Source organism: Flavobacterium sp. UM26 (genome assembly GCF_057922445.1).
On the sequence record NZ_JBVHCY010000003.1, the window covers coordinates 20,721 to 40,481 of the forward strand.

Consider the following 19,761-nt stretch of genomic DNA (forward strand, 5'->3'; position numbering starts at 1 on the left):
TTATAAGGTTACATTGCGCTTAAAGGCACAGCCTAACTCGATAATGGAATCGGTTTTGGCTATACCCGGAATGTTATCTATTTTTTCATACAGCAATTTTCTCATATGTTCGTGATCTTTTGCAATCAACTTTATATATAAGGTAAAGGAGCCGGTAATAAAATAACATTCGGTTATCTCTGGAATTTCTTTCAATTCGTCAATAACTCTTTTTGAATCGGCATCTTTATTTAAGGTAATACCGGTAAAAGCACCCCAGTCATAACCAATTTTTTTCTCGTTAATTACGGGTTTAATACCAGTAATCACGCCGTGTTCAATCAATCGGTTAATTCGTTGATGCACCATTGTATTTGAAATTTTGAGACTAGTGGCGATAGCTGAAAAAGCCATTCTTCCGTCTTTCTCTAATTCCTTAATAATATTGATGTCAAATTCGTCTAATACTTCCATTTTTTCATGTATATTTAAGTTAAAATCACTTTTTATTTCATTTATAAAAGTAATTATTTTTATTTCATTTCAAAATGAAAGCTCAAATTCGATTTCAAAAATAACAAAATGACTTTAATAAGTCGAAAAAAAATCAAAAAATATTTTTTTAAAGAAAAATTTAAGTCAAAATTTACTTTTTTTAGAAATATTTAAATTAATTATATTACTTTTGTATCTGAAATATTAATTAAAGACCTATAAAATGATACATACAGAACAAATTCTCTCTTCAAAATCTGAAGCTTTGATTGCAAAAGAAGACCAATACGGCGCACATAATTATCATCCGTTACCGGTAGTTTTAGAGCGAGGGGAAGGGGTTTATGTTTGGGATGTTGATGGGAAAAAATACTTTGATTTTTTGTCTGCTTATTCAGCCGTGAATCAAGGGCATTGTCATCCAAAAATTGTTGGAGCAATGGTAGAGCAAGCACAAAAGTTGACCTTAACTTCTCGTGCTTTTCACAATGATAAATTAGGTGTTTTCGAAGAATACATTACGGATTACTTCGGTTTCGATAAAGTATTACCAATGAATACTGGAGCTGAAGCGGTAGAAACTGCTTTGAAATTATGCCGTAAATGGGCATATGAGGTGAAAGGTATTCCAGAAAATCAAGCACAAGTGATTGTTTGCGAAAACAACTTTCACGGAAGAACTACTACAATTATCTCTTTTTCTAATGATGAAGGAGCGCGTAAAAGTTTTGGTCCATTCACCGAAGGATTTATCAGAATTCCTTATGATGATATCGATGCTTTAGAAAAAGCATTGCAATCTTCGCCAAATATTGCTGGATTTTTAGTAGAGCCTATTCAAGGTGAAGCTGGGGTTTATGTTCCGTCCGAAGGCTATTTGGCAAAAGCTAAAGCGCTTTGTGAAGCACATAATGCTCTTTTTATTGCCGATGAAGTGCAAACAGGAATCGCTCGTACCGGTCGTTTATTGGCTACTTGCGGAAATTGTTCTTGTGAAAAAGGTTGTTCTAAAATGCCTGAAGTAAAACCAGATATTCTTATCCTAGGAAAAGCGATTTCTGGTGGAGTGTATCCAGTTTCGGCAGTTTTGGCCAATAATGAGATTATGAATGTGATCAAACCTGGGCAACACGGTTCTACTTTTGGCGGAAATCCAGTGGCTGCAGCTGTGGCTATTGCTGCTTTGGAGGTGATAAAAGATGAGAATTTAGCTGCTAACGCTGATCGTCTAGGAAATATATTAAGAGAAGGTTTAAATGATATAGCTGCCAAAAATCCATTGATTGAATTGGTGAGAGGAAAAGGTTTGTTGAATGCAATTGTCATCAACAGCGATGAGGAATCTGATTTAGCTTGGAATATTTGTTTGCGATTTAGAGATTATGGTTTATTGGCTAAACCTACTCATGGCAACAAAATTCGTTTTGCCCCACCATTGGTGATTACCGAAGAGCAAATCAAAGAGTGTTTAGCTATTATTGAAAAAGCGTTAAATGACTTTATCTAGGAAGTTGTATGAAGCCCATTAAATTAATTAAAAATAGATCCGATATTGGAGCGGGTACTCGTGGCTCTGATTTGGGTGTAGACGCTATTGAAATTGCAGCTATCAATCAAGGGAGTGATTATTTTAATCAGTTTCCCTTTGAAGATATCAAAACCCATAACGAATCGATTTATGATAAAGATCGAAGCACAGTAGCCAAGCGTATTGAGCACGTAGTGGAGCAGTGTGTTCGTTTGAATAACTCGATTCAGAAAAATTTAAAAGATTATTTTCCTATTGTGCTTTCAGGAGATCACTCCTCGGCGTTAGGAACGATTAGTGGCATAAAATCTGCATTTCCTGAGCAAAATGTTGGTGTGATTTGGATTGATGCGCACGCCGATTTGCATTCACCTTATACTTCGCCATCAGGGAATATTCACGGTATGCCTTTGGCGGCAGCATTGGCAAATGATAATTTGGATTCTAAAACAAATGATGTAGATCCTGATACTCAAAAGTATTGGGAAGATATGAAGCAAATTGGGTACAAAGGACCTAAAATACAGCCTGAGAATTTGGTGTATTTTGGAGTTCGCGATACCGAAGAAGCCGAAGATCAACAAATGGAACGATTGTCTATTCGCAATTATAAAGTAGACGAAGTACGTTACAGAGGTTTAGAAACTTGTGTGGCAGAAGCTTTGGTAAAGCTGTCTCATTGCGAAGTTTTGTACATATCCTTTGATGTTGATTCAATGGATTGCGATTTAATTTCATACGGGACAGGAACACCAGTAGCCAAAGGATTTGATCAATATGAAGTGATTGCTATAATTGATCAAATCATTAAAACCAAAAAAGTAGTTTGTATAGAAGTAGTTGAGGTGAATCCGTTATTGGATACTAAAGGGAACAAGATGGCTGAGACGGCATTTCAGGTACTCGAGGCAGTTACTTCAACATTAGTTTTACCCATTGAGTAAGTAGGTTTTTTTTATATATGTTGATTTAGTTGAAAAGGCTTAAAATCGTTTTGATTTTAAGTCTTTTTTTTAATTAAAATTATAGATATGCTATAATCAATTTTGAAAAGTAATACCTTTTCTATGGTAAAATTATCTTTTACAAGGCTTTTTTTGATTTTATGCAATGTTTACAAATTGTATTTTATGAGTATTTAGAATTTCTTTATTTAATTATACATACTTTTTTTAAGTATTTCTGTCAATTGTTGTAATTTATTCCAAAGGAGAAAATAGATTTATTATTATAATTTTGGTTTAGCTTGATTTGGAAAGATTAAATAATACAAGATATAGTTTTATCTATAATTGTAAAGAGTAAGAATAATTAAAAATAAAAAAACCGTAAGAAAGAATTTCAATACTTACGGTTCTGTAGTAAGGGTTTACTTGAACTAGGCGTTAATATTTTTTTCTGTTTTGTTGGCCGTAGTTTTTATTTATGATAATGCTAGAAACTTTGTCGTTAAAATCTTGCAAATTATCAACATCATAGGTAAATGTTCTGCTTCTACCTCTGTAGTTAGCGTCACTATATACGGTTACTGAGAATCCTCTGGGAATTCTTATCGATGATATTCTATCATTGCCAACTCCAAGATCATTAAAATCATGATAACCCATACTTAAGTTAGAACTTTGTCCTCTGAAGTTGGCATCTCTATAAACGACTACCATATCTGAGCGGTTGTTGTCATAGCGATTATCATCGTATCGATTATCATCGTATCGATTATTGTTGTAGTTATTGTTATAGCTGTTGTAGTTGTTGTTATAATTACTTTTGCCACAATCTGCTAAAGTTGAATTGACTATAGATTCAATTCTTCCGTCATTAATTTTTACGGTTACACATCTGTTTCTACTACTACTATACCAATTTTGATAAGAACTATCTCCACCTTTAGAGGTGCTTATAAACTTATATCCTTTGTCTCGCATAGATTGGTCTAAATACGTTGCTTTGTCACCAACTAAATCTTGCAAATTGTTTTGTGCAAATCCAAAACAAGTAACAATAAATAATACTGCAACTTGTAACATAAAGTTTTTACTTGTTCTCATTTTATCTGATTTTTAGGTTGTTAGCATAAAATTAAGAAAAAAATATTTTAAAAAAATTACTTTAATTAAACTGTTGATAATTTTTTCATGTAATTCTCAGTTTCGATTAAAAGAGATTAATAGATCTTGTCTTATTGCTAGCGCTCTATCTAAATCTGCATATTTGATTAAATTCTTATTATGAGAAGAGGACAACTACAAATAAAGCTTGGTGTTTTTAGAAAATAGTATTGCAATTTACTTTGTATACAATTATTTTTTTGTAAGTAAATTTCACATGATTAAAAAAAACGGTAAAAGAATATTCTGTAGCTTTTTTGTAAACTTAACCTTAAATGTGTTTGTGCTATTTAAAGATCAATGATTTTATAGCTTGGTATTCCTTTTATTCTTAATTGATTATGGTAGACATAAAGATTAATAAGTCTTTCAGATATAAAACCAAAAACTCGGGCTTGATAGGGGTCTTCAGGAATGGTTATTTTTGATTCCAATTCGAAAAGGATTGAAAATAGCCATTCGTGGTATTCATCGAATAGTTTTTTCGAACAAATCATCATGTTTCCCATATGAAAAAGAACCCCATTGTCTAAAAACAGACCTACACTATCTTTATAGTCAGGATATTTTTCAATGATTATTTTTTTTGTCAATTCCCAGTCTTCAGGGCGATGGTCGTCACAGTAATTTTTCGTTAGTGTGGTTTTTTTAAAGGTATAGGGTCTTGTTAGGATGATGTCGTAATCCTTAAATATGGCATTGATTTTTTTATCTAAAGTTTCACTTGAGCTAGTACATGTTTTGGTTTGTTTAAACATTGATGTACTTATTTTTTTTTGAGCGGAAGGTTTTAAGTTATAAATAGGATTAAAGAAGTTGAAATATCTTCGATAATGGCAAATGCCAACATAATCTGCTTCATTATAATTTTTCCAAATCCAATACGCTGCAGTTAATTCGCAAAAATTACTGTTTTTACTAGCAATATTATCCAAAGTGTTATCCCTTTTTATTCCTGGATTTATGTCCTTATTATTCCCAACTTGAAAAGGCTCAAGGATATCATTTACTAAGATTGGATTTTTTTCGTGTGTAACGATAAATATTTTAGTCATTCTGAAGTTCTATTTTTGATTTATGTAGAGCAGATGCGATTACTTGATGCATATCATAATATCTATATTCGGCTAATCTTCCACCGAAAATCACATTTTTCTCTTGTAGAGAAAGTTGTTTGTATGCTTCAAAGATTGTTTGGTTTTGATGGTCGTTTATAGGGTAAAAGGGTTCGTTTTCCCGATTCCATTCTTGAGGATACTCTTTTGTGATTACCGTTTGTGCTTGATTTCCAAATTCAAAATGTTTGTGTTCAATAATACGGGTAAAGTCGTATGCTGCGTCATTGTAATTTATAACTGCATTTCCTTGAAAGTTTTTAACCTCTAAAGTTTCATTTTCAAAGCGTAAGGATCGGTATTGTAATACCCCTAATCGAAAATCATAGTACTCATCTATTTTTCCAGTAAATACAATTTTAGAAGCCAGACTTTTGTAGTATTCTTTTTCTTTGAAAAAATCTACATTGGTTTTACATTCAATACCTTCTAGTAAACCATCAATTAATTTGTTATAACCACCAATTGGAATTCCTTGATATTTGTCATTAAAATAGTTGTTATCAAAAGTAAATCGTACAGGTAATCTTTTAATAATAAAAGCTGGTAATTCCGATGCTTTTCGACCCCATTGCTTCTCTGTATATTCCTTGATGAAATTTTCGTAAATATCTTTTCCTACCAAAGATAACGCCTGTTCTTCTAAATTTTGGGGTTCTTGTACTCCATAAGTTTTGATTTGTTCATCAATTTTTGCTTGTGCTTCTTCAGGTGTTTTGGTGCCCCATAATTGATAAAAAGTATTCATGTTGAACGGCAAGTTGTACAACTTTCCTTTGGTATAAGCTAGTGGAGCATTGATGTAGTTATTGAATTCTACAAATTGATTAACATAATCCCACAAATTTTTATCATTGGTATGAAAGATATGTGCACCATATTTATGTACATTAATGTCTGCTACCTTTTCGCAGTACACGTTACCTCCTAAATGATTTCTTTTGTCAATAACTAAGCATTTTTTACCAGCCTTATTTGCTTCGTGAGCAAAAACACTTCCAAATAGTCCTGAGCCTACTATTAGATAATCATATTTCTTTTTCATGAAGCAAAATTAGATATTAAATCCTAAATTGCACCACTTTTAATATGATAAAAATGGCAGGAAAAATTCAAGTTGGTTTTTTGGTTTCTTATGATTATGAATTGCTGAAAACTGCTATACCCACAGTCTACTCTGAGGCCGATTCTGTTTTTTTGGCTATTGATATCAACAGAAAAACTTGGAAAGGGGAAGACATTTTTATTGACCCATCTTTTTTTGAATGGATAGACACTTATGATAAAGATCGCAAAATTGTAATTTATGAAGACGATTTTTTTGTAAGCCATTTTACTACTATGCAGTGTGAGATTAGAGAGCGAAAAATGCTTGCAGAGAAAATGGGAATAGGCAATTGGTTGATACAAATTGATGCAGATGAATACTTTGTTGATTTTAAAAAATTTGTAACTACCTTACGAAAATATGATTCTTACCTCATTAATCCCAAAGAGAAACCAATTCAAATTTTTGCCTTTTGGGTTATGTTATATAAATATACAGAAAATGGAATTTTATATGTAGACAAGCCTTTAAAGGCTGTATTTGCTACAAACTACCCAAGTTATAAAAATGGAAGAAGAATCAAAGGTCGTCAGATTTATACCGATTCTATTGTATTGCACGAATCCTTGTCAAGAAGTGAAGAAGAATTGCGATTTAAGCTTCAAAATTGGGGACATAATACTCAGATAAACTCAGAGTTTATGGATAAATGGTTAGTTGTAAATGAGCATAATTACAAAGAATATAGAAACTTTTATTTTATTGAACCTGAACGATGGAAGAAGTTAGGTTTCTTGCCTACCAAAGATATTAAAGAAGTTAAAGAATGGTTAGAAACCCATGGCTCATTGAGGGTTTCTAAGAAGAAGGTGTTTTTTAAAAATTTAGGACAGCGCTTCAAGTTCTTTATGAAAAAGTTAAAAGGTAAAGTCTAATTTATAAATTCTATTCGTTGAAAAATATTGTTTCCTTTTCAAAGTTTATTTCATTATCTAAAGATGAAATTATTTCCAGTATACAATCTTTTGATTCATCTGGTGTTTCGTTTGTTGAAGGCAAAAGAAATGTTATTAAACTCTTTTCTATTGGTGACCTATGTTTGAATATAAAGTCTTTCAAATCTCCTCATTTAATTAATAAAATAGCATATCGTTATTTTAGAAAGTCAAAAGCTAGAAGATCTTTTGAATACGCAACGACTTTGCTAGAAAAAGGAATTGGTACCCCACAACCTATAGCTTTTTTAGAAAACTATGATTGGCTTGGCTTGACCACAAGTTTTTACGTAAGCGAACATTTGGTTACAGAATTAACGTTTCGTGAATTGGTTGAAATTCCAGATTATCCTGAAAACGAAATTATTTTAAGACAATTTACAAAATTCTGTTTCGACTTACACGAGAATGGGGTTGAGTTTTTGGACCATTCGCCAGGGAATACTTTAATTAAAAAAGTAGGAGAGAAGCACTATGCTTTTTATTTGGTTGACTTGAATAGAATGAATTTTCATTCCACTATGGATTTTGATATGAGAATGAAAAACCTAAGTCGATTGACACCCAAAAAGGAAATGATTGCTGTAATGAGTGAGGAATATGCAAAGTTCTATCCCCAACCTAAAGAAATTGTTTTTGAAAAAATGTGGTTTTTTACCCAAGAATTTCAACAAAAATTCGCCAAAAAGCAGCGATTGAAAAAGAAATTAAAATTTTGGAAGGCTTAGTTGTTCGAACGTAATTTTTTTAATTCTTTAAAGCGTATATACACGCTGTAAGCATTCAAATAGCATATAATCATTCCTTTCTTTCCGTCTAATATTCCTAATCGAATAAAGTATTGATATAGGAATTGATACGCTGGTCGAACATAAAAATGAAAAATATTTGGAACCGTACCTTTGTTCAATTCCTCAATAGCTTTCATTTTTCCATATTGTGCCATTTTGTTTTTGTAACTTAAATAGTCAGTATAAGAATAGTGCAGGAGCTTATTCTTAACTATGCCTGATTTTCCATTTACAATCAGTTTTTCGTGAACTATTTTGTTACAATCATAGTAACCATTCTCTTTTCGAAAAAGGCGATAAATTTTATCGGTTTGCCAGCCACTAAAATGTAAGGGTTCATTATTGAACAAGAAAGTTCGACTGAATTCATAGGCCACAATAGCGTTTTCTTTTTGAATGATGTTTTTTATTTCTTCTTCGAGAGCTGGGTTGATTCTTTCGTCGGCATCAATAAAAAGAATCCATGGATAGGAAGCCAAATTAATAGCAAAATTACGTTGGTCGGCGTAGTTGACAAACTTGTGTTGGATGATTTTTACATGTTCAAAACTTGACGCAATGCTCACTGTAGCATCTGTACTGTACGAATCTACAATAATGATTTCATCAGCAAAAGCCAAGTTTTCGATGGCGCTTTTTATATTACTTTCTTCATTGAAAGTAATTATTAAAGCACTTAAACCCTTTTCTAATTTTGCAGAAATGTAACCACTACTTTTCAAAATCAGTTATATTTTGATCTAGAAATTGATTTAACTGCTCTAGGAAAAATTCAGGTTTGAATTCTTGATACAATTCAAGCGCCTCTTTTTTAAGCTCTTTTTCTGATTTTGAAGCAAATAAATCAGGTTTAAAATCTTGAAGATGAACGGAACAGTGTCGAATGCCATCTTCAAAAGTGGCCCAGATTTTCTTTTCTATCCAAGGCGAAAAGATTATAAAAGAAGGTTTGTTTAACGCTTTTGCCATATTGATCGCCCCTCCGTCATTGCCTATAATCACGTCACATTCGTTCATAAGGGCTATATAAGAGCGCAAATCTCCTCCTAATACCTCAAAATAAATCTTTTGTTGGGTTTCTTTTTGGCAAGCATTGTAAACGGTTTTGGCAGCTTCTAACTGTTTTGGAAAATAATTGAAAAGAATCGCAACATCTCTATTAGTAGCAATGCTATCTACTACTGTAGCCATATAGTGCAGTGGATAGGTTTTTAAGTTCTCACTACCCAGAAGGCTAATCATAATTTTCTTTTTATCGCTTTTTACAAGATGCTGTTCTAAAAGTGTCTTTGCTTTATTGGTTTCCTCATCTGTTACGAATAATTGAGGTAAAGGATCTATGCATATTGATAATCCTAACGGTTTAAGTAACGAAAGGCGTCTTTCGATAGCTAAACCAAGATTGGTTTCTGGATAAGCTTCAAACGGAACATTATCAGTGTATAAAAAAGTGCGTCCTGGTTTTTTATAGGATATTTTTCTTTTAGCACCACTTAAGGCTACAATTAACCAGCTTTCTAGTTTTGAGTACGCATCAATTAATATATCGTATTTTGTAGCTCGGATGGAAAGTCCTAATTGTAACAAAGCACGTTTGCTTTTACGATGTTTTTCTTGAAATAAAATGATGTTGTCAATACTTGAATTTCCTTCCAAAACTGGAGTTGTAGTTTCATAAACCAAATAATCAATTTGAGCTTTCGGGTAGGCTTTTCTTAGATTATTACAAATGATAGAACTGATAAGAACATCACCAATCATCTTTTGTTGTATGACTAATATTTTCATTTTATTTCGGCATCTTTTTTACAGCTACAAATTGAAGCAAAAAAAACAAATATTGCTAATTTGTTCTAGAAATAAAAAATTCCAAATTCCTCTTGAAGTCAATTGGAATTTGGAATTTCAGTAGTATCTTTTTGAGATTAAACCGCTACATCATATTCGCGAAGTGCATTGTTTAGTGAGGTTTTTAAGTCTGTTGAAGGTTTACGAGTTCCAATAATTAAAGCGCAAGGAACTTGGAATTCACCAGCAGCGAATTTTTTAGTATAACTTCCTGGGATTACCACTGAACGTGCAGGAACAAAGCCTTTCATTTCAACAGGTTCATCACCAGTAACGTCAATAATTTTTGTAGAGGCAGTTAGACAAACGTTAGCTCCAAGAACCGCTTCTTTTCCTACGTGAACACCTTCAACAACTATACAACGTGAGCCAATGAAAGCACCATCTTCAATAATTACTGGAGCTGCTTGTAAAGGTTCTAGCACACCACCAATTCCAACACCACCACTTAAGTGTACGTTTTTACCAATTTGTGCACAACTTCCAACTGTAGCCCAAGTATCTACCATAGTTCCTTCGTCTACATAAGCTCCAATGTTCACATAACTAGGCATTAAAATCACACCACTAGAGATATAGGCTCCATAACGAGCTACGGCATTGGGAACCACACGAATTCCTTTTTCAGCATATCCTCTTTTTAATAACATTTTGTCATGATACTCAAAAATTCCAGATTCCCAAGTTTCCATTTTTTGAATAGGGAAATACATTACCACTGCTTTTTTTACCCATTCGTTTACTTGCCATCCATCACCTACAGGTTCTGCAACACGAAGTTTACCTGCGTCAAGTAATTCGATTACTTCTCTAATTGCATCAGTTGTGGTGGTTTCTTGTAATAAAGCTCTGTTTTCCCAAGCTTGTTCTATAATAGTTTGTAATTTGTTCATGTGAAAATATTTTTTGCAAAGATAATTCGATTTTTTGTAAATCTAACTTTGTTCAATTAATAGTAACATTTTTAATCTTTTTGTGAAAAAAAATTAAGAAAAACTGAATTATAGGCCTGTAAATAAAGCGAAATCTAGTGTCGATATCGATATCGGAAAGGCAAATGATAAAAATCATGTTTTAAAAAATGTGATATACATAATTTTGTTTCATGCATTGTAGTCCGTTAGCATTGCACTCAACAAGAAACCAACAAAATATTTATTAAAAATGGAAACCAACGAATTATTTAAACAACCAGTAATTATTGACAAAGAAGTAGTATGGGACAAGTCTAGAATTATTATGAGTAAAACCGATCATCGAGGCATCATTGAGTATGCTAATGAGGTTTTTGTAGATGTTTGCGGATACGAAGATTACGAACTTATGGGGCAACCTCATAGCATTATTAGGCATCCAGACATGCCCAAAGTACTTTTTAAAGTTCTATGGGAAAATCTAAAACAAGGGGTTAATTTTCACGCAGTGGTTAAAAATCTAGCAAAATCAGGAAGATACTATTGGGTGGTTACTGATTTTGAATCAACCAAAAATGAAGAAGGTGAAATTACCCATTACTTTGGCAGAAGAAGAGCGGTTCCTCAAGAAATTATCACTAATCATATTGAACCATTATATAGAAAGTTGTTACAAATTGAGAAGGCAAGCGGGGTTGAATACAGCGAAAAATATTTAATAGGTTTTTTAGAAGAAAAAAATCGTTCATACGTAGAATACATTAATGATTTATTTACCGATTACGAACGTTCTCAAAAACCAGATACTCCAATCGCGGTTGAAGAAGAAAGAGGTTTCTTTAAACGTTTTTTCGGTATTCTTTAGTTTTTTTGCATTACAATATCCAAACCGCTTTCACTCTATGGAGCGGTTTGTGTTTTTTTACTCGATACATTTCTTTGTGTATCTTTGCTCCAATAAAAAAGTTACAAATGCCAAGAATTCTCGCCATAGATTACGGACAAAAACGCACTGGAATAGCGGTTACTGATGAGTTGCAAATTATTGCTTCAGGTTTAACAACAATTCCATCGGCTACTACAATTGATTTCTTGAAGGATTATTTTGCCAAAGAAAAAGTCGAAGCAGTTTTAATTGGTGAGCCTAAACAAATGAATGGAGAGCCTTCACAAAGCGCCTCTATCATCAAAGGATTTGTGACGCATTTTACCAATCATTTTCCCGATATGAAAGTTATTCGTGTCGATGAAAGATTTACTTCCAAAATGGCTTTTCAGACCATGATTGATAGCGGATTAAGCAAAAAACAACGCCAAAACAAAGCGCTAATCGATGAAATATCGGCTACAATAATGCTACAAGATTATCTGAACCGAAAGTAGTTATCTTTCTTTAGTTTGACTTATAACATACTTTATTTCTATTGTTGGTTTTGTAAATTAACTCTTTACAAATTTGGTTTTATTTTGATTTTTTAAAGACTACTTTTGCACCTTTAAAAAAAATAATGATTATGCCAGATACAACAATACGTACCAATAGCGATGTGGTTTTAATTGGTGCAGGAATTATGAGTGCCACGCTAGGTTTGATACTGAAAGAATTACAACCCGATTTACAAATTGAAATTTTTGAGCGATTAGATGCAGCTGCATTAGAAAGCACTGATGCTTGGAACAATGCTGGGACTGGACACTCTGCTTTTTGTGAGTTGAATTATACACCTGAAGATAAAGAGGGCAATATTTCGGATAAAAAAGCAATTGCTATTGCCGAATCGTATGAGGTTTCTAAGCAATTCTGGGCTTATCTCATTCAACAAAATAAAATTACTACTCCCGAAGAGTTTATTAGCAAAGTACCTCATTTAAGCTTTGTTTGGGGAGAAAAAAATGTAGAGTTTCTCAAAAATAGATTTGAATTACTTCAAAAAAGTCCTTTATTCAAGGATATGGAGTATGCTGCTGATTTTGAAGCATTAAAAAAATGGATGCCATTGGTTATGAATGGTAGAACAGCATCAGAGAAGGTAGCAGCTACCAAAATGGATATTGGAACCGATGTGAATTTTGGTGAATTGACCAAGAAGATGTTGCATTATCTTACGCAATTGGATGGAGTGACTATCTATTTTGACCACGAAGTTAGAAAGTTAAAACAAAGAGAGGACAAGCGCTGGAGAATTAAAATCACAGATTTAGCTACTGGACAAAAAAGAAAAGCCTACACTAAGTTTGTATTTATCGGCGCTGGTGGTGGTTCTTTACCGTTGTTAGAAAAAGCAAAAATAGAAGAAGGAAAAGGATACGGCGGTTTCCCAGTTAGCGGACAATGGTTAAAGTGTACTAATCCTGAAGTTATTGCGCAGCATGCCGCTAAAGTTTATGGAAAAGCTAGTGTTGGTGCACCTCCAATGTCGGTTCCTCACTTGGATACAAGAATGATTGATGGACAAAAAGCCTTGTTGTTTGGTCCTTTTGCTGGATTCTCTACCCGATTTTTAAAGAATGGTTCTTATACTGATTTACCAAAATCAATTCAGTTGGATAACATTTACCCGATGATTTCTGCTGGATTAAAAAATTGGCCATTGACTAAATATTTAATCGAACAAGTACGTCTTACTCAAGAAGAGCGTATCGAAGCGTTAAAAGAATATTTTCCAAATGCTTCTTCCGAAGATTGGCATTTAGAGAAAGCTGGACAACGTGTGCAAGTAATCAAAAGAGATGAGTTAGAAGGTGGTGTTTTGGAGTTTGGAACAGAGGTAATCAATACTCAAGACGGAAGTTTGGCCGTGCTACTTGGTGCGTCTCCTGGTGCTTCTACTGCCGTAAGTATTATGCTAGAATTAATTAGCAAATGTTTTGTCGAAGAAATGCAATCTGCAGAATGGCAAGAGAAAATCAAAAAAATGATTCCTTCTTATGGTCAAGCGTTGAATGAAAATCCAGCTTTGTTGGCCGAAGTTAGAGCAAATGCTGCTGAAGTGTTGAAATTATAAAATAACAATAGTTTTAGAAAGCCTCTTTTTCAATCAGAAATTGAGGCTTTTTTATTCTTTTTCTACTAATAATTTCGTGTTCTTTAGAATATTCTCAGAAAGATTAATCAACCAAATCAATTGTTCAATAATAAGTTGGGCTTCTTGCATCAAAATTTTATTGGCGGCGTCAGAAGTGTCTTTTTCTGTGATTTCTTTTAAGCGAATAGCCATAAGTTCCGTAAATCCTTTTGCTTTTTCAGAGGTTGAAATCGGATTGGTTTCAGAGGAATACGAAGGATTCAAAACAAGCAATGCCTGGTCTAAGTTTTGTAAAACAGTCGCCATCACACGATTGAAAGCATTAGAAGCAGCCGTTGTTTGGTGTGATTGAATGTACGTTCCCATTGAAGCAATGGAAGAAAGTAAGGTATGATTCAAAACGGTCAATTTGTATACTTGCGCAATCTTTTTTTGTTGTGATTTGGGTTCTTGGCTCATCCGTTGAAACGATGCCATAAGGTTTCCAATCTCAATAAAGGCATTTTTTCTAGCGACTTTATAAACCGTGGTAACACTTCCTTTTTTGTTATAGAAAAGAGCAATTTCATTCAAGTATTTTCTATTGGCTCGAATGGCTTTTTCTATATGGTTGGGGGTATTTATAAATTCCCAAGAAGGCCAAACAAAATGATTGAAAGTATAAGCCAAAACAGCTCCAACTATGGTGTCAATAATTCTAAATTCGATCACATTAGCAATGTTGGGTGTAAGTATACTGTACAAGAAAACCACATACATCGTCACAAAAGTAGCACTCGTTTTATAGCTAATGTTAGTAAAAGACATACCTAAAAGAACGCATAAAATAGCCATCAAACTCAAGACTACATTATTGTTAATGAAATAAATACAGCCAAAAGCAATGAAGCCTCCAAGGAAAGTTCCAAAAGTTCGCTGAAAAGATCGTTCTTTGGTCAACCCGTATCCGGGTCGCATGATTACGATGATAGTGAGTAAAATCCAAAAAACATTTTGAAAAGGCAAAAAGGTTCCAATCAAAAAGCCAAATAATAAGGTAATAGAAAGTCGTAGGGAATGTCTAAAAAGGGTAGAGGAGAAGCTCAAGTTATTAATAAATGTAGACAAAGGATAGTACTGAGGTGTTAGGAATTTTTCCAACTCTTTTCGATGTACCTTCACATCTTCCTCTTTTATTTTTAGATTAAAAGCACGCTCAATAATCTTTATTTTTTCGACCTGACTTTCGGCATAATGCAACATGGTAGTCAACATAATCACTCCTTCTTTTGCTAAATCTTCTCCTAGATTTTTTTCATATTCTAAAATAGTAGCTTCAAATTTTTTCAAATCATCTACTAACGAATGTTTGGAACGGTATTGTGTTCTGTTTTCGATGTTTTTACTCAGCTGCTTTAATGTTTTTTTCAAATTTGTAGCAATTGTCGAGTAGCTTTTGATAACTTGGGGATGCGCATCAAATTTTTCGTGTAGTGTTTTGTGATCAAAAGCAGTGGCCAATGCCAACTCTAATATTTCGACTAGATTCACAAATACAATCAAGAGTTTTCGGTTTTGAGCCGAATCCGAAGAAAGCGATTGATTGCCTATCAGCACTTTTCGAATGTTTTCGTGATTGGTGTTGATTTCGACTTGTAAGGCCAGTTGTTTTTCGGTTATCGTTTTTTTGTCGGCGTCAATTTTCCATAAATCGGCTCTTAGTTTTAGATACTTGGCTGTCAAATCAATGCACGAAGCCAGTTGTAATTCAATAAATCGATAAGGATTTAGATAATAAAAAAGCAACGAAATCAAAAGATAAAATAAGCCTCCAGCAAACATTAATCCACAATATTGTAGCATTTCCCATCCTGAATGCAAATGAGCAAAAGCCAAACAAATAGACAATAAGCACGAAAAAGAAACTGCTGTTGCTCTTTGTCCATATACCGAAATCATCGAGAATAGAAATATAAGAAGCCCAAAAAGAGGATAGAAAATAATGCCGTAAGGATAGGCTAGGTTGACCAATAAATTAGCAAAAGCCACCAAGATGGCAGTCACAATAAGACCATTGATTTTGTGTTTTAAACTGCTAGGAATATCGCTTGGGTAGGTGAAAAAAGCACCAAGCGCAATTGTAAAGCCTATTTCAAAATGTCCCAAGTAAACAAAAAACAACACAGGAGTTACTGTAGCTATGGTAACTTTCAGAGCATTGGTGAAATGCGTACTATCGGCAAATTTTCTTATTTCTTCAATCATGGTGGTAATTTCATGTCAAAGGTAAGAATTGTGCACTTCTTAAAGGATACAATTGTACTTCGAATTTGGTTAATTCAGGAAAAACGAAACTTATTCTTCATTAGGAATTCGGCATTGTTGAAATTTTACTATTTTTGCCAACCAATAAAAAAGGAAAGAACCCTTTTGTGGCATAAACTTAATTACGATAACAATGATTTTACCAATTATAGGGTACGGTGATCCGGTTTTAAGAAAAGTTGGAGAAGAAGTTACTCCAGATTATCCTAACTTAAATGAAGTAATTGCAAACATGTACGAAACCATGTATAATGCTTCTGGAGTTGGTTTGGCTGCAGAGCAAGTAGGTTTACCTTTACGATTGTTTGTTGTAGACACCACTCCGTTTAGTGATGATGACGATTTAGAAACAGCGGCTCAAAAACAGCTAAAAGGTTTTAAAAGAACTTTCATTAATGCCAAAATCATCAAAGAAGAAGGTGAAGAATGGGCTTTTAATGAAGGTTGTTTGAGTATTCCAGATGTTCGCGAGGACGTTTACAGAAAACCGATTGTGACGATAGAATACTGTGAAGAGGATTTTGTGATGAAAACCGAAGTTTTTGATGGTTTAATTGCAAGAGTTATTCAACACGAATACGATCATATTGAGGGGATTTTGTTCACTGATAAAATATCATCTTTGAAAAAAAGATTAATTCAAAAGAAACTCAAAAATATTACAGAAGGGAAAACGTTTCAAGATTATCGAATGAAATTTTTTGCCAAAAAAGGAAGATAAATTAGGGTGTAGTTTTGCGGCTTGTTTTCAAAATATTGCAAGCCAAACTATGAACAACCAACAATAAAAATAGATACAATGAATTTAGAAAAAATTTTAGCGATTTCAGGTAAACCAGGTTTATTTGCATTGAAAGTACAAACTAGAACAGGTTTTGTTGCTGAATCTTTATTAGATGGAAAAAAAGTAACAGTAAGTTTAAAAAGCAACGTGAGTTTGTTGACTGAAATTTCTGTTTATACTTATGATGCTGAGAAGCCATTGGCCGAAGTAATGTCGAATATTGCTAAAAAAGAGAACAACGGAAAAGCTATTTCTCATAAAGAAGACAACGCTACTTTGAATGCTTATTTTAGAGAAGTGCTTCCTGAATATGATGAAGAAAGAGTATACGCATCAGACATTAAAAAAATCTTGAACTGGTACAATATATTACAAGAAAGAGGTTTGGTTACAGATGATGCTCCATCAGCTGTAGGAAAAGAAGAATCCGTTACTGAGGAAGTAGCTGCCGAAGCAAAGCCTAAAAAAGCAAAAACTAAAAAAGAGTAGTAGTAATTACAACCAATATAAAATCCTGTTGAGTCGTTTTCTTGACAGGATTTTTTTATTTTTACCAAAAACCAATGACCATGAATAATAGAGCCAAGCAATTAGAAGCCTTTGATCGATTATTGAACATAATGGATGACTTGCGAGAAAAATGCCCATGGGACAAAAAGCAAACCATGCAATCCTTACGTCATTTAACCATTGAAGAAACCTATGAATTAGGCGATGCTATTTTAGACAATGATTTGAATGAAGTCAAAAAAGAGCTTGGCGATTTGCTGTTGCATTTGGTTTTTTATGCCAAAATAGGAAGCGAAACACAAGATTTTGATATTGCCGATGTCTGCAATGAAATTTGTGAAAAACTCATTCATCGTCATCCTCATATTTATGGCGATACTGTTGTAGAAAATGAGGAAGAGGTAAAGCAAAATTGGGAAAAACTTAAATTGAAAGAAGGAAAAAAATCAGTTTTAGAAGGCGTTCCTAGAAGTTTACCAGCCTTGGTGAAAGCTAGCCGAATTCAAGATAAAGTAAAAGGAGTTGGGTTTGATTGGGAAGAACCCCATCAAGTTTGGGACAAAGTGCAAGAGGAATTGCAAGAACTTCAAGAAGAAGTGACATCGGGAAATCAAGACAAAATGGAATCGGAGTTTGGAGATGTTTTATTTTCAATGATTAATTATGCCCGTTTTTTAAATATCAATCCTGAAGATGCTTTGGAACGAACCAACAAAAAGTTTATCAAGCGATTTCAATACCTAGAAAGCAAAGCAGAAGAACTAGGGAAACCACTAATGGATATGACTTTGGCTGAAATGGATGTTTTTTGGAATGAAGCCAAGAAGCTTTAAAGAAAAATAACCTCTCATTTATAAAATTCTACTTTACATGTCAGAAAACAAAACCGAATTAAAACGATCATTAGGCTTACTTGATGCAACAAGTTTAGTAGCTGGTTCTATGATTGGTTCAGGTATATTTATTGTTACATCAGCGATGGCCAGAGATGTTGGTTCTGCCGCATGGTTGCTATTGATTTGGGTTGTGACCGGTTTGATTACCGTTGCAGCAGCTTTGAGTTACGGAGAGTTAGCTGGAATGATGCCTAATGCCGGAGGTCAGTTTGTTTACATTCAAAGAGCTTATGGTCGCTTGGTTTCTTTTCTCTATGGTTGGACGGTTTTTTCGGTGATACAAACGGGCGTAATTGCTGCTATCGCTGTTACATTCGCGAATTACAGTGCTGTATTTTTTCCTGTTTTGGATACCGTTTTATTTCAATCTGGGAGTTTTGTTTTTTCTAATAAACAGGTACTTGCGGTTTTTAGTATTTTTATTTTGACTTATATTAATACTAAGGGAATCGAGAACGGCAAGTGGATTCAATTAGTTTTGACAGCGGCCAAATTAATAGCTCTTTTTGCGCTTATAATATTAGGAATCTATGTTGGTTTACAAAAAGATGTTTTGTCGGCTAATTTTAGCAATATGTGGGAGGCTAGTAAGACAGTTGTGCATCCTGATGGTTCTGTTACCGTGACAAAATTAGTTGGTACAGCAATTTTAGGAGCTGCCACTGCTACAATGATTAATTCATTATTTTCTAGTGATGCATGGAATAACGTCACCTTTATTGCGGGTGAAATAAAAGATCCCAAGAAAAATATTCCAAGAAGTTTGTTTTTGGGAACTTTGATAGTTACTGTGATTTATGTTTTGGCCAATTTAGCTTATCTATCGTTATTGCCATTACACGGAACTCCTAATAGTAATGATGTAGTTGCAAATGGAATTATGTTTGCCTCTAATGATAGAGTAGGGGCTGCGGCTGCTAGTATGATTATGGGAAATACGGGCGTTTTCGTGATGACGGCATTAATAATGATTTCCACTTTTGGTTGTAATAGTGGATTAATTCTATCAGGTAGTCGGTTGTTTTACGCAATGGCTAATCAAGGATTGTTTTTTAGAAAAGCTACCGAACTCAACAAACATCAAGTACCAGCGAAGGCGCTTTGGGTACAATGTATTTGGGCATCTGTACTTTGTGTTTCCGGAAAGTTTGGCGATTTGTTGACCTATGCCACTTTTGCTTCCCTGTTGTTTTATATCTTAACGATATTAGGTGTCTTTGTTTTAAGAAAAAAAGAACCCAACGCGTTGCGACCATACAAAGCATTGGGATATCCTATTGTTCCTGCACTTTACACTCTAGTTGCTACAGGGATATGCTTGACACTTTTAGTGTATGAGACAGTAAATACTGGTATCGGTCTAGCTATTGTTGCTTTGGGAATTCCTATTTACTATGCTGTTTTTAAGAAAGAGTAACGC

The 19,761-nt window shown here is 33.7% G+C and carries 19 protein-coding genes; 11 read left to right on the forward strand and 8 right to left on the reverse strand.

Annotation, left to right across the window (positions count from 1 at the left end; all coding sequences use genetic code 11):
* Positions 1-453 (reverse strand): Lrp/AsnC family transcriptional regulator, encoded by a 453-nt coding sequence (locus ACZ1AQ_RS04500; RefSeq protein ID WP_489631754.1) that lies wholly within the window; start codon positions 451-453, stop codon positions 1-3.
* 244 nt (positions 454-697) lie between these two features.
* Between ACZ1AQ_RS04500 and rocD the strand changes: the two genes are divergently transcribed.
* Positions 698-1,981, forward strand: a complete 1,284-nt coding sequence (gene rocD / locus ACZ1AQ_RS04505) for an ornithine--oxo-acid transaminase (RefSeq protein WP_489631755.1) — start codon at positions 698-700, stop codon at positions 1,979-1,981.
* 8 nt (positions 1,982-1,989) lie between these two features.
* Positions 1,990-2,946, forward strand: a complete 957-nt coding sequence (locus ACZ1AQ_RS04510; RefSeq protein WP_489631756.1) for an arginase — start codon at positions 1,990-1,992, stop codon at positions 2,944-2,946.
* Positions 2,947-3,387: 441 nt separating this feature from the next.
* Here ACZ1AQ_RS04510 and ACZ1AQ_RS04515 read toward each other — a convergent pair whose 3' ends face one another.
* From ACZ1AQ_RS04515 to glf, 3 genes are all read right to left on the reverse strand, one after another.
* On the reverse strand, positions 3,388-4,050 hold the full coding sequence (locus tag ACZ1AQ_RS04515; protein WP_489631757.1) for a peptidase inhibitor family I36 protein: 663 nt from the start codon (positions 4,048-4,050) through the stop codon (positions 3,388-3,390).
* Between the two features lie 350 nt (positions 4,051-4,400).
* A complete protein-coding gene (locus ACZ1AQ_RS04520; protein ID WP_489631758.1) occupies positions 4,401-5,165 on the reverse strand; it encodes a DUF4422 domain-containing protein in 765 nt (254 codons plus the stop codon).
* Positions 5,158-6,270: a UDP-galactopyranose mutase gene (gene glf, locus ACZ1AQ_RS04525; protein ID WP_489631759.1), complete on the reverse strand. Its 1,113-nt coding sequence runs from the start codon at positions 6,268-6,270 to the stop codon at positions 5,158-5,160. The genes ACZ1AQ_RS04520 and glf overlap by 8 nt, the downstream gene beginning before the upstream one ends.
* A gap of 53 nt (positions 6,271-6,323) precedes the next feature.
* Between glf and ACZ1AQ_RS04530 the strand changes: the two genes are divergently transcribed.
* Together ACZ1AQ_RS04530 and ACZ1AQ_RS04535 are read left to right on the forward strand one after the other, a co-directional pair.
* On the forward strand, positions 6,324-7,208 hold the full coding sequence (locus tag ACZ1AQ_RS04530; protein WP_489631760.1) for a hypothetical protein: 885 nt from the start codon (positions 6,324-6,326) through the stop codon (positions 7,206-7,208).
* 17 nt (positions 7,209-7,225) lie between these two features.
* Positions 7,226-7,996: a lipopolysaccharide kinase InaA family protein gene (locus ACZ1AQ_RS04535; RefSeq protein ID WP_489631761.1), complete on the forward strand. Its 771-nt coding sequence runs from the start codon at positions 7,226-7,228 to the stop codon at positions 7,994-7,996.
* Here ACZ1AQ_RS04535 and ACZ1AQ_RS04540 read toward each other — a convergent pair.
* The 3 genes from ACZ1AQ_RS04540 to ACZ1AQ_RS04550 all read right to left on the reverse strand — a co-directional run bounded on the left by ACZ1AQ_RS04540 (position 7,993) and on the right by ACZ1AQ_RS04550 (position 10,800).
* Positions 7,993-8,781 carry a glycosyltransferase family 2 protein gene (locus ACZ1AQ_RS04540; protein ID WP_489631762.1) on the reverse strand — a complete coding sequence of 263 codons (789 nt, stop codon included), beginning with the start codon at positions 8,779-8,781 and terminating at the stop codon, positions 7,993-7,995. The two genes, ACZ1AQ_RS04535 and ACZ1AQ_RS04540, sit on opposite strands and share 4 nt — an antisense overlap.
* Positions 8,771-9,847, reverse strand: coding sequence for a glycosyltransferase family 9 protein (locus tag ACZ1AQ_RS04545; protein ID WP_489631763.1), 1,077 nt, complete (start codon positions 9,845-9,847; stop codon positions 8,771-8,773). The genes ACZ1AQ_RS04540 and ACZ1AQ_RS04545 overlap by 11 nt, the downstream gene beginning before the upstream one ends.
* A 137-nt stretch (positions 9,848-9,984) precedes the next feature.
* Positions 9,985-10,800: a 2,3,4,5-tetrahydropyridine-2,6-dicarboxylate N-succinyltransferase gene (locus ACZ1AQ_RS04550; RefSeq protein ID WP_489631764.1), complete on the reverse strand. Its 816-nt coding sequence runs from the start codon at positions 10,798-10,800 to the stop codon at positions 9,985-9,987.
* Between the two features lie 271 nt (positions 10,801-11,071).
* Between ACZ1AQ_RS04550 and ACZ1AQ_RS04555 the strand changes: the two genes are divergently transcribed.
* The 3 genes from ACZ1AQ_RS04555 to ACZ1AQ_RS04565 all read left to right on the forward strand — a co-directional run bounded on the left by ACZ1AQ_RS04555 (position 11,072) and on the right by ACZ1AQ_RS04565 (position 13,826).
* On the forward strand, positions 11,072-11,686 hold the full coding sequence (locus tag ACZ1AQ_RS04555; protein WP_489631765.1) for a PAS domain-containing protein: 615 nt from the start codon (positions 11,072-11,074) through the stop codon (positions 11,684-11,686).
* Between the two features lie 107 nt (positions 11,687-11,793).
* A complete protein-coding gene (ruvX, locus tag ACZ1AQ_RS04560; RefSeq protein ID WP_489631766.1) occupies positions 11,794-12,204 on the forward strand; it encodes a Holliday junction resolvase RuvX in 411 nt (136 codons plus the stop codon).
* 131 nt (positions 12,205-12,335) lie between these two features.
* A complete protein-coding gene (locus tag ACZ1AQ_RS04565) occupies positions 12,336-13,826 on the forward strand; it encodes a malate:quinone oxidoreductase (protein WP_489631767.1) in 1,491 nt (496 codons plus the stop codon).
* Between the two features lie 51 nt (positions 13,827-13,877).
* On the opposite strand, the gene ACZ1AQ_RS04570 is transcribed toward ACZ1AQ_RS04565, so the two are convergent.
* Positions 13,878-16,091: an FUSC family protein gene (locus ACZ1AQ_RS04570; RefSeq protein ID WP_489631768.1), complete on the reverse strand. Its 2,214-nt coding sequence runs from the start codon at positions 16,089-16,091 to the stop codon at positions 13,878-13,880.
* A 193-nt stretch (positions 16,092-16,284) separates the two neighbouring features.
* On the opposite strand from ACZ1AQ_RS04570, the gene def reads away from it, so the two are divergent.
* From def to ACZ1AQ_RS04590, 4 genes are all read left to right on the forward strand, one after another.
* Positions 16,285-16,872, forward strand: a complete 588-nt coding sequence (gene def, locus ACZ1AQ_RS04575) for a peptide deformylase (RefSeq protein ID WP_489631769.1) — start codon at positions 16,285-16,287, stop codon at positions 16,870-16,872.
* A gap of 78 nt (positions 16,873-16,950) precedes the next feature.
* Positions 16,951-17,424, forward strand: coding sequence for a DUF5606 family protein (locus ACZ1AQ_RS04580; protein WP_489631770.1), 474 nt, complete (start codon positions 16,951-16,953; stop codon positions 17,422-17,424).
* Positions 17,425-17,504: 80 nt separating this feature from the next.
* Positions 17,505-18,278: a nucleoside triphosphate pyrophosphohydrolase gene (mazG, locus tag ACZ1AQ_RS04585; protein WP_489631771.1), complete on the forward strand. Its 774-nt coding sequence runs from the start codon at positions 17,505-17,507 to the stop codon at positions 18,276-18,278.
* Positions 18,279-18,315: 37 nt separating this feature from the next.
* Positions 18,316-19,758: an APC family permease gene (locus ACZ1AQ_RS04590; RefSeq protein WP_489631772.1), complete on the forward strand. Its 1,443-nt coding sequence runs from the start codon at positions 18,316-18,318 to the stop codon at positions 19,756-19,758.
* The last annotated feature ends 3 nt before the right edge of the window (positions 19,759-19,761 follow it).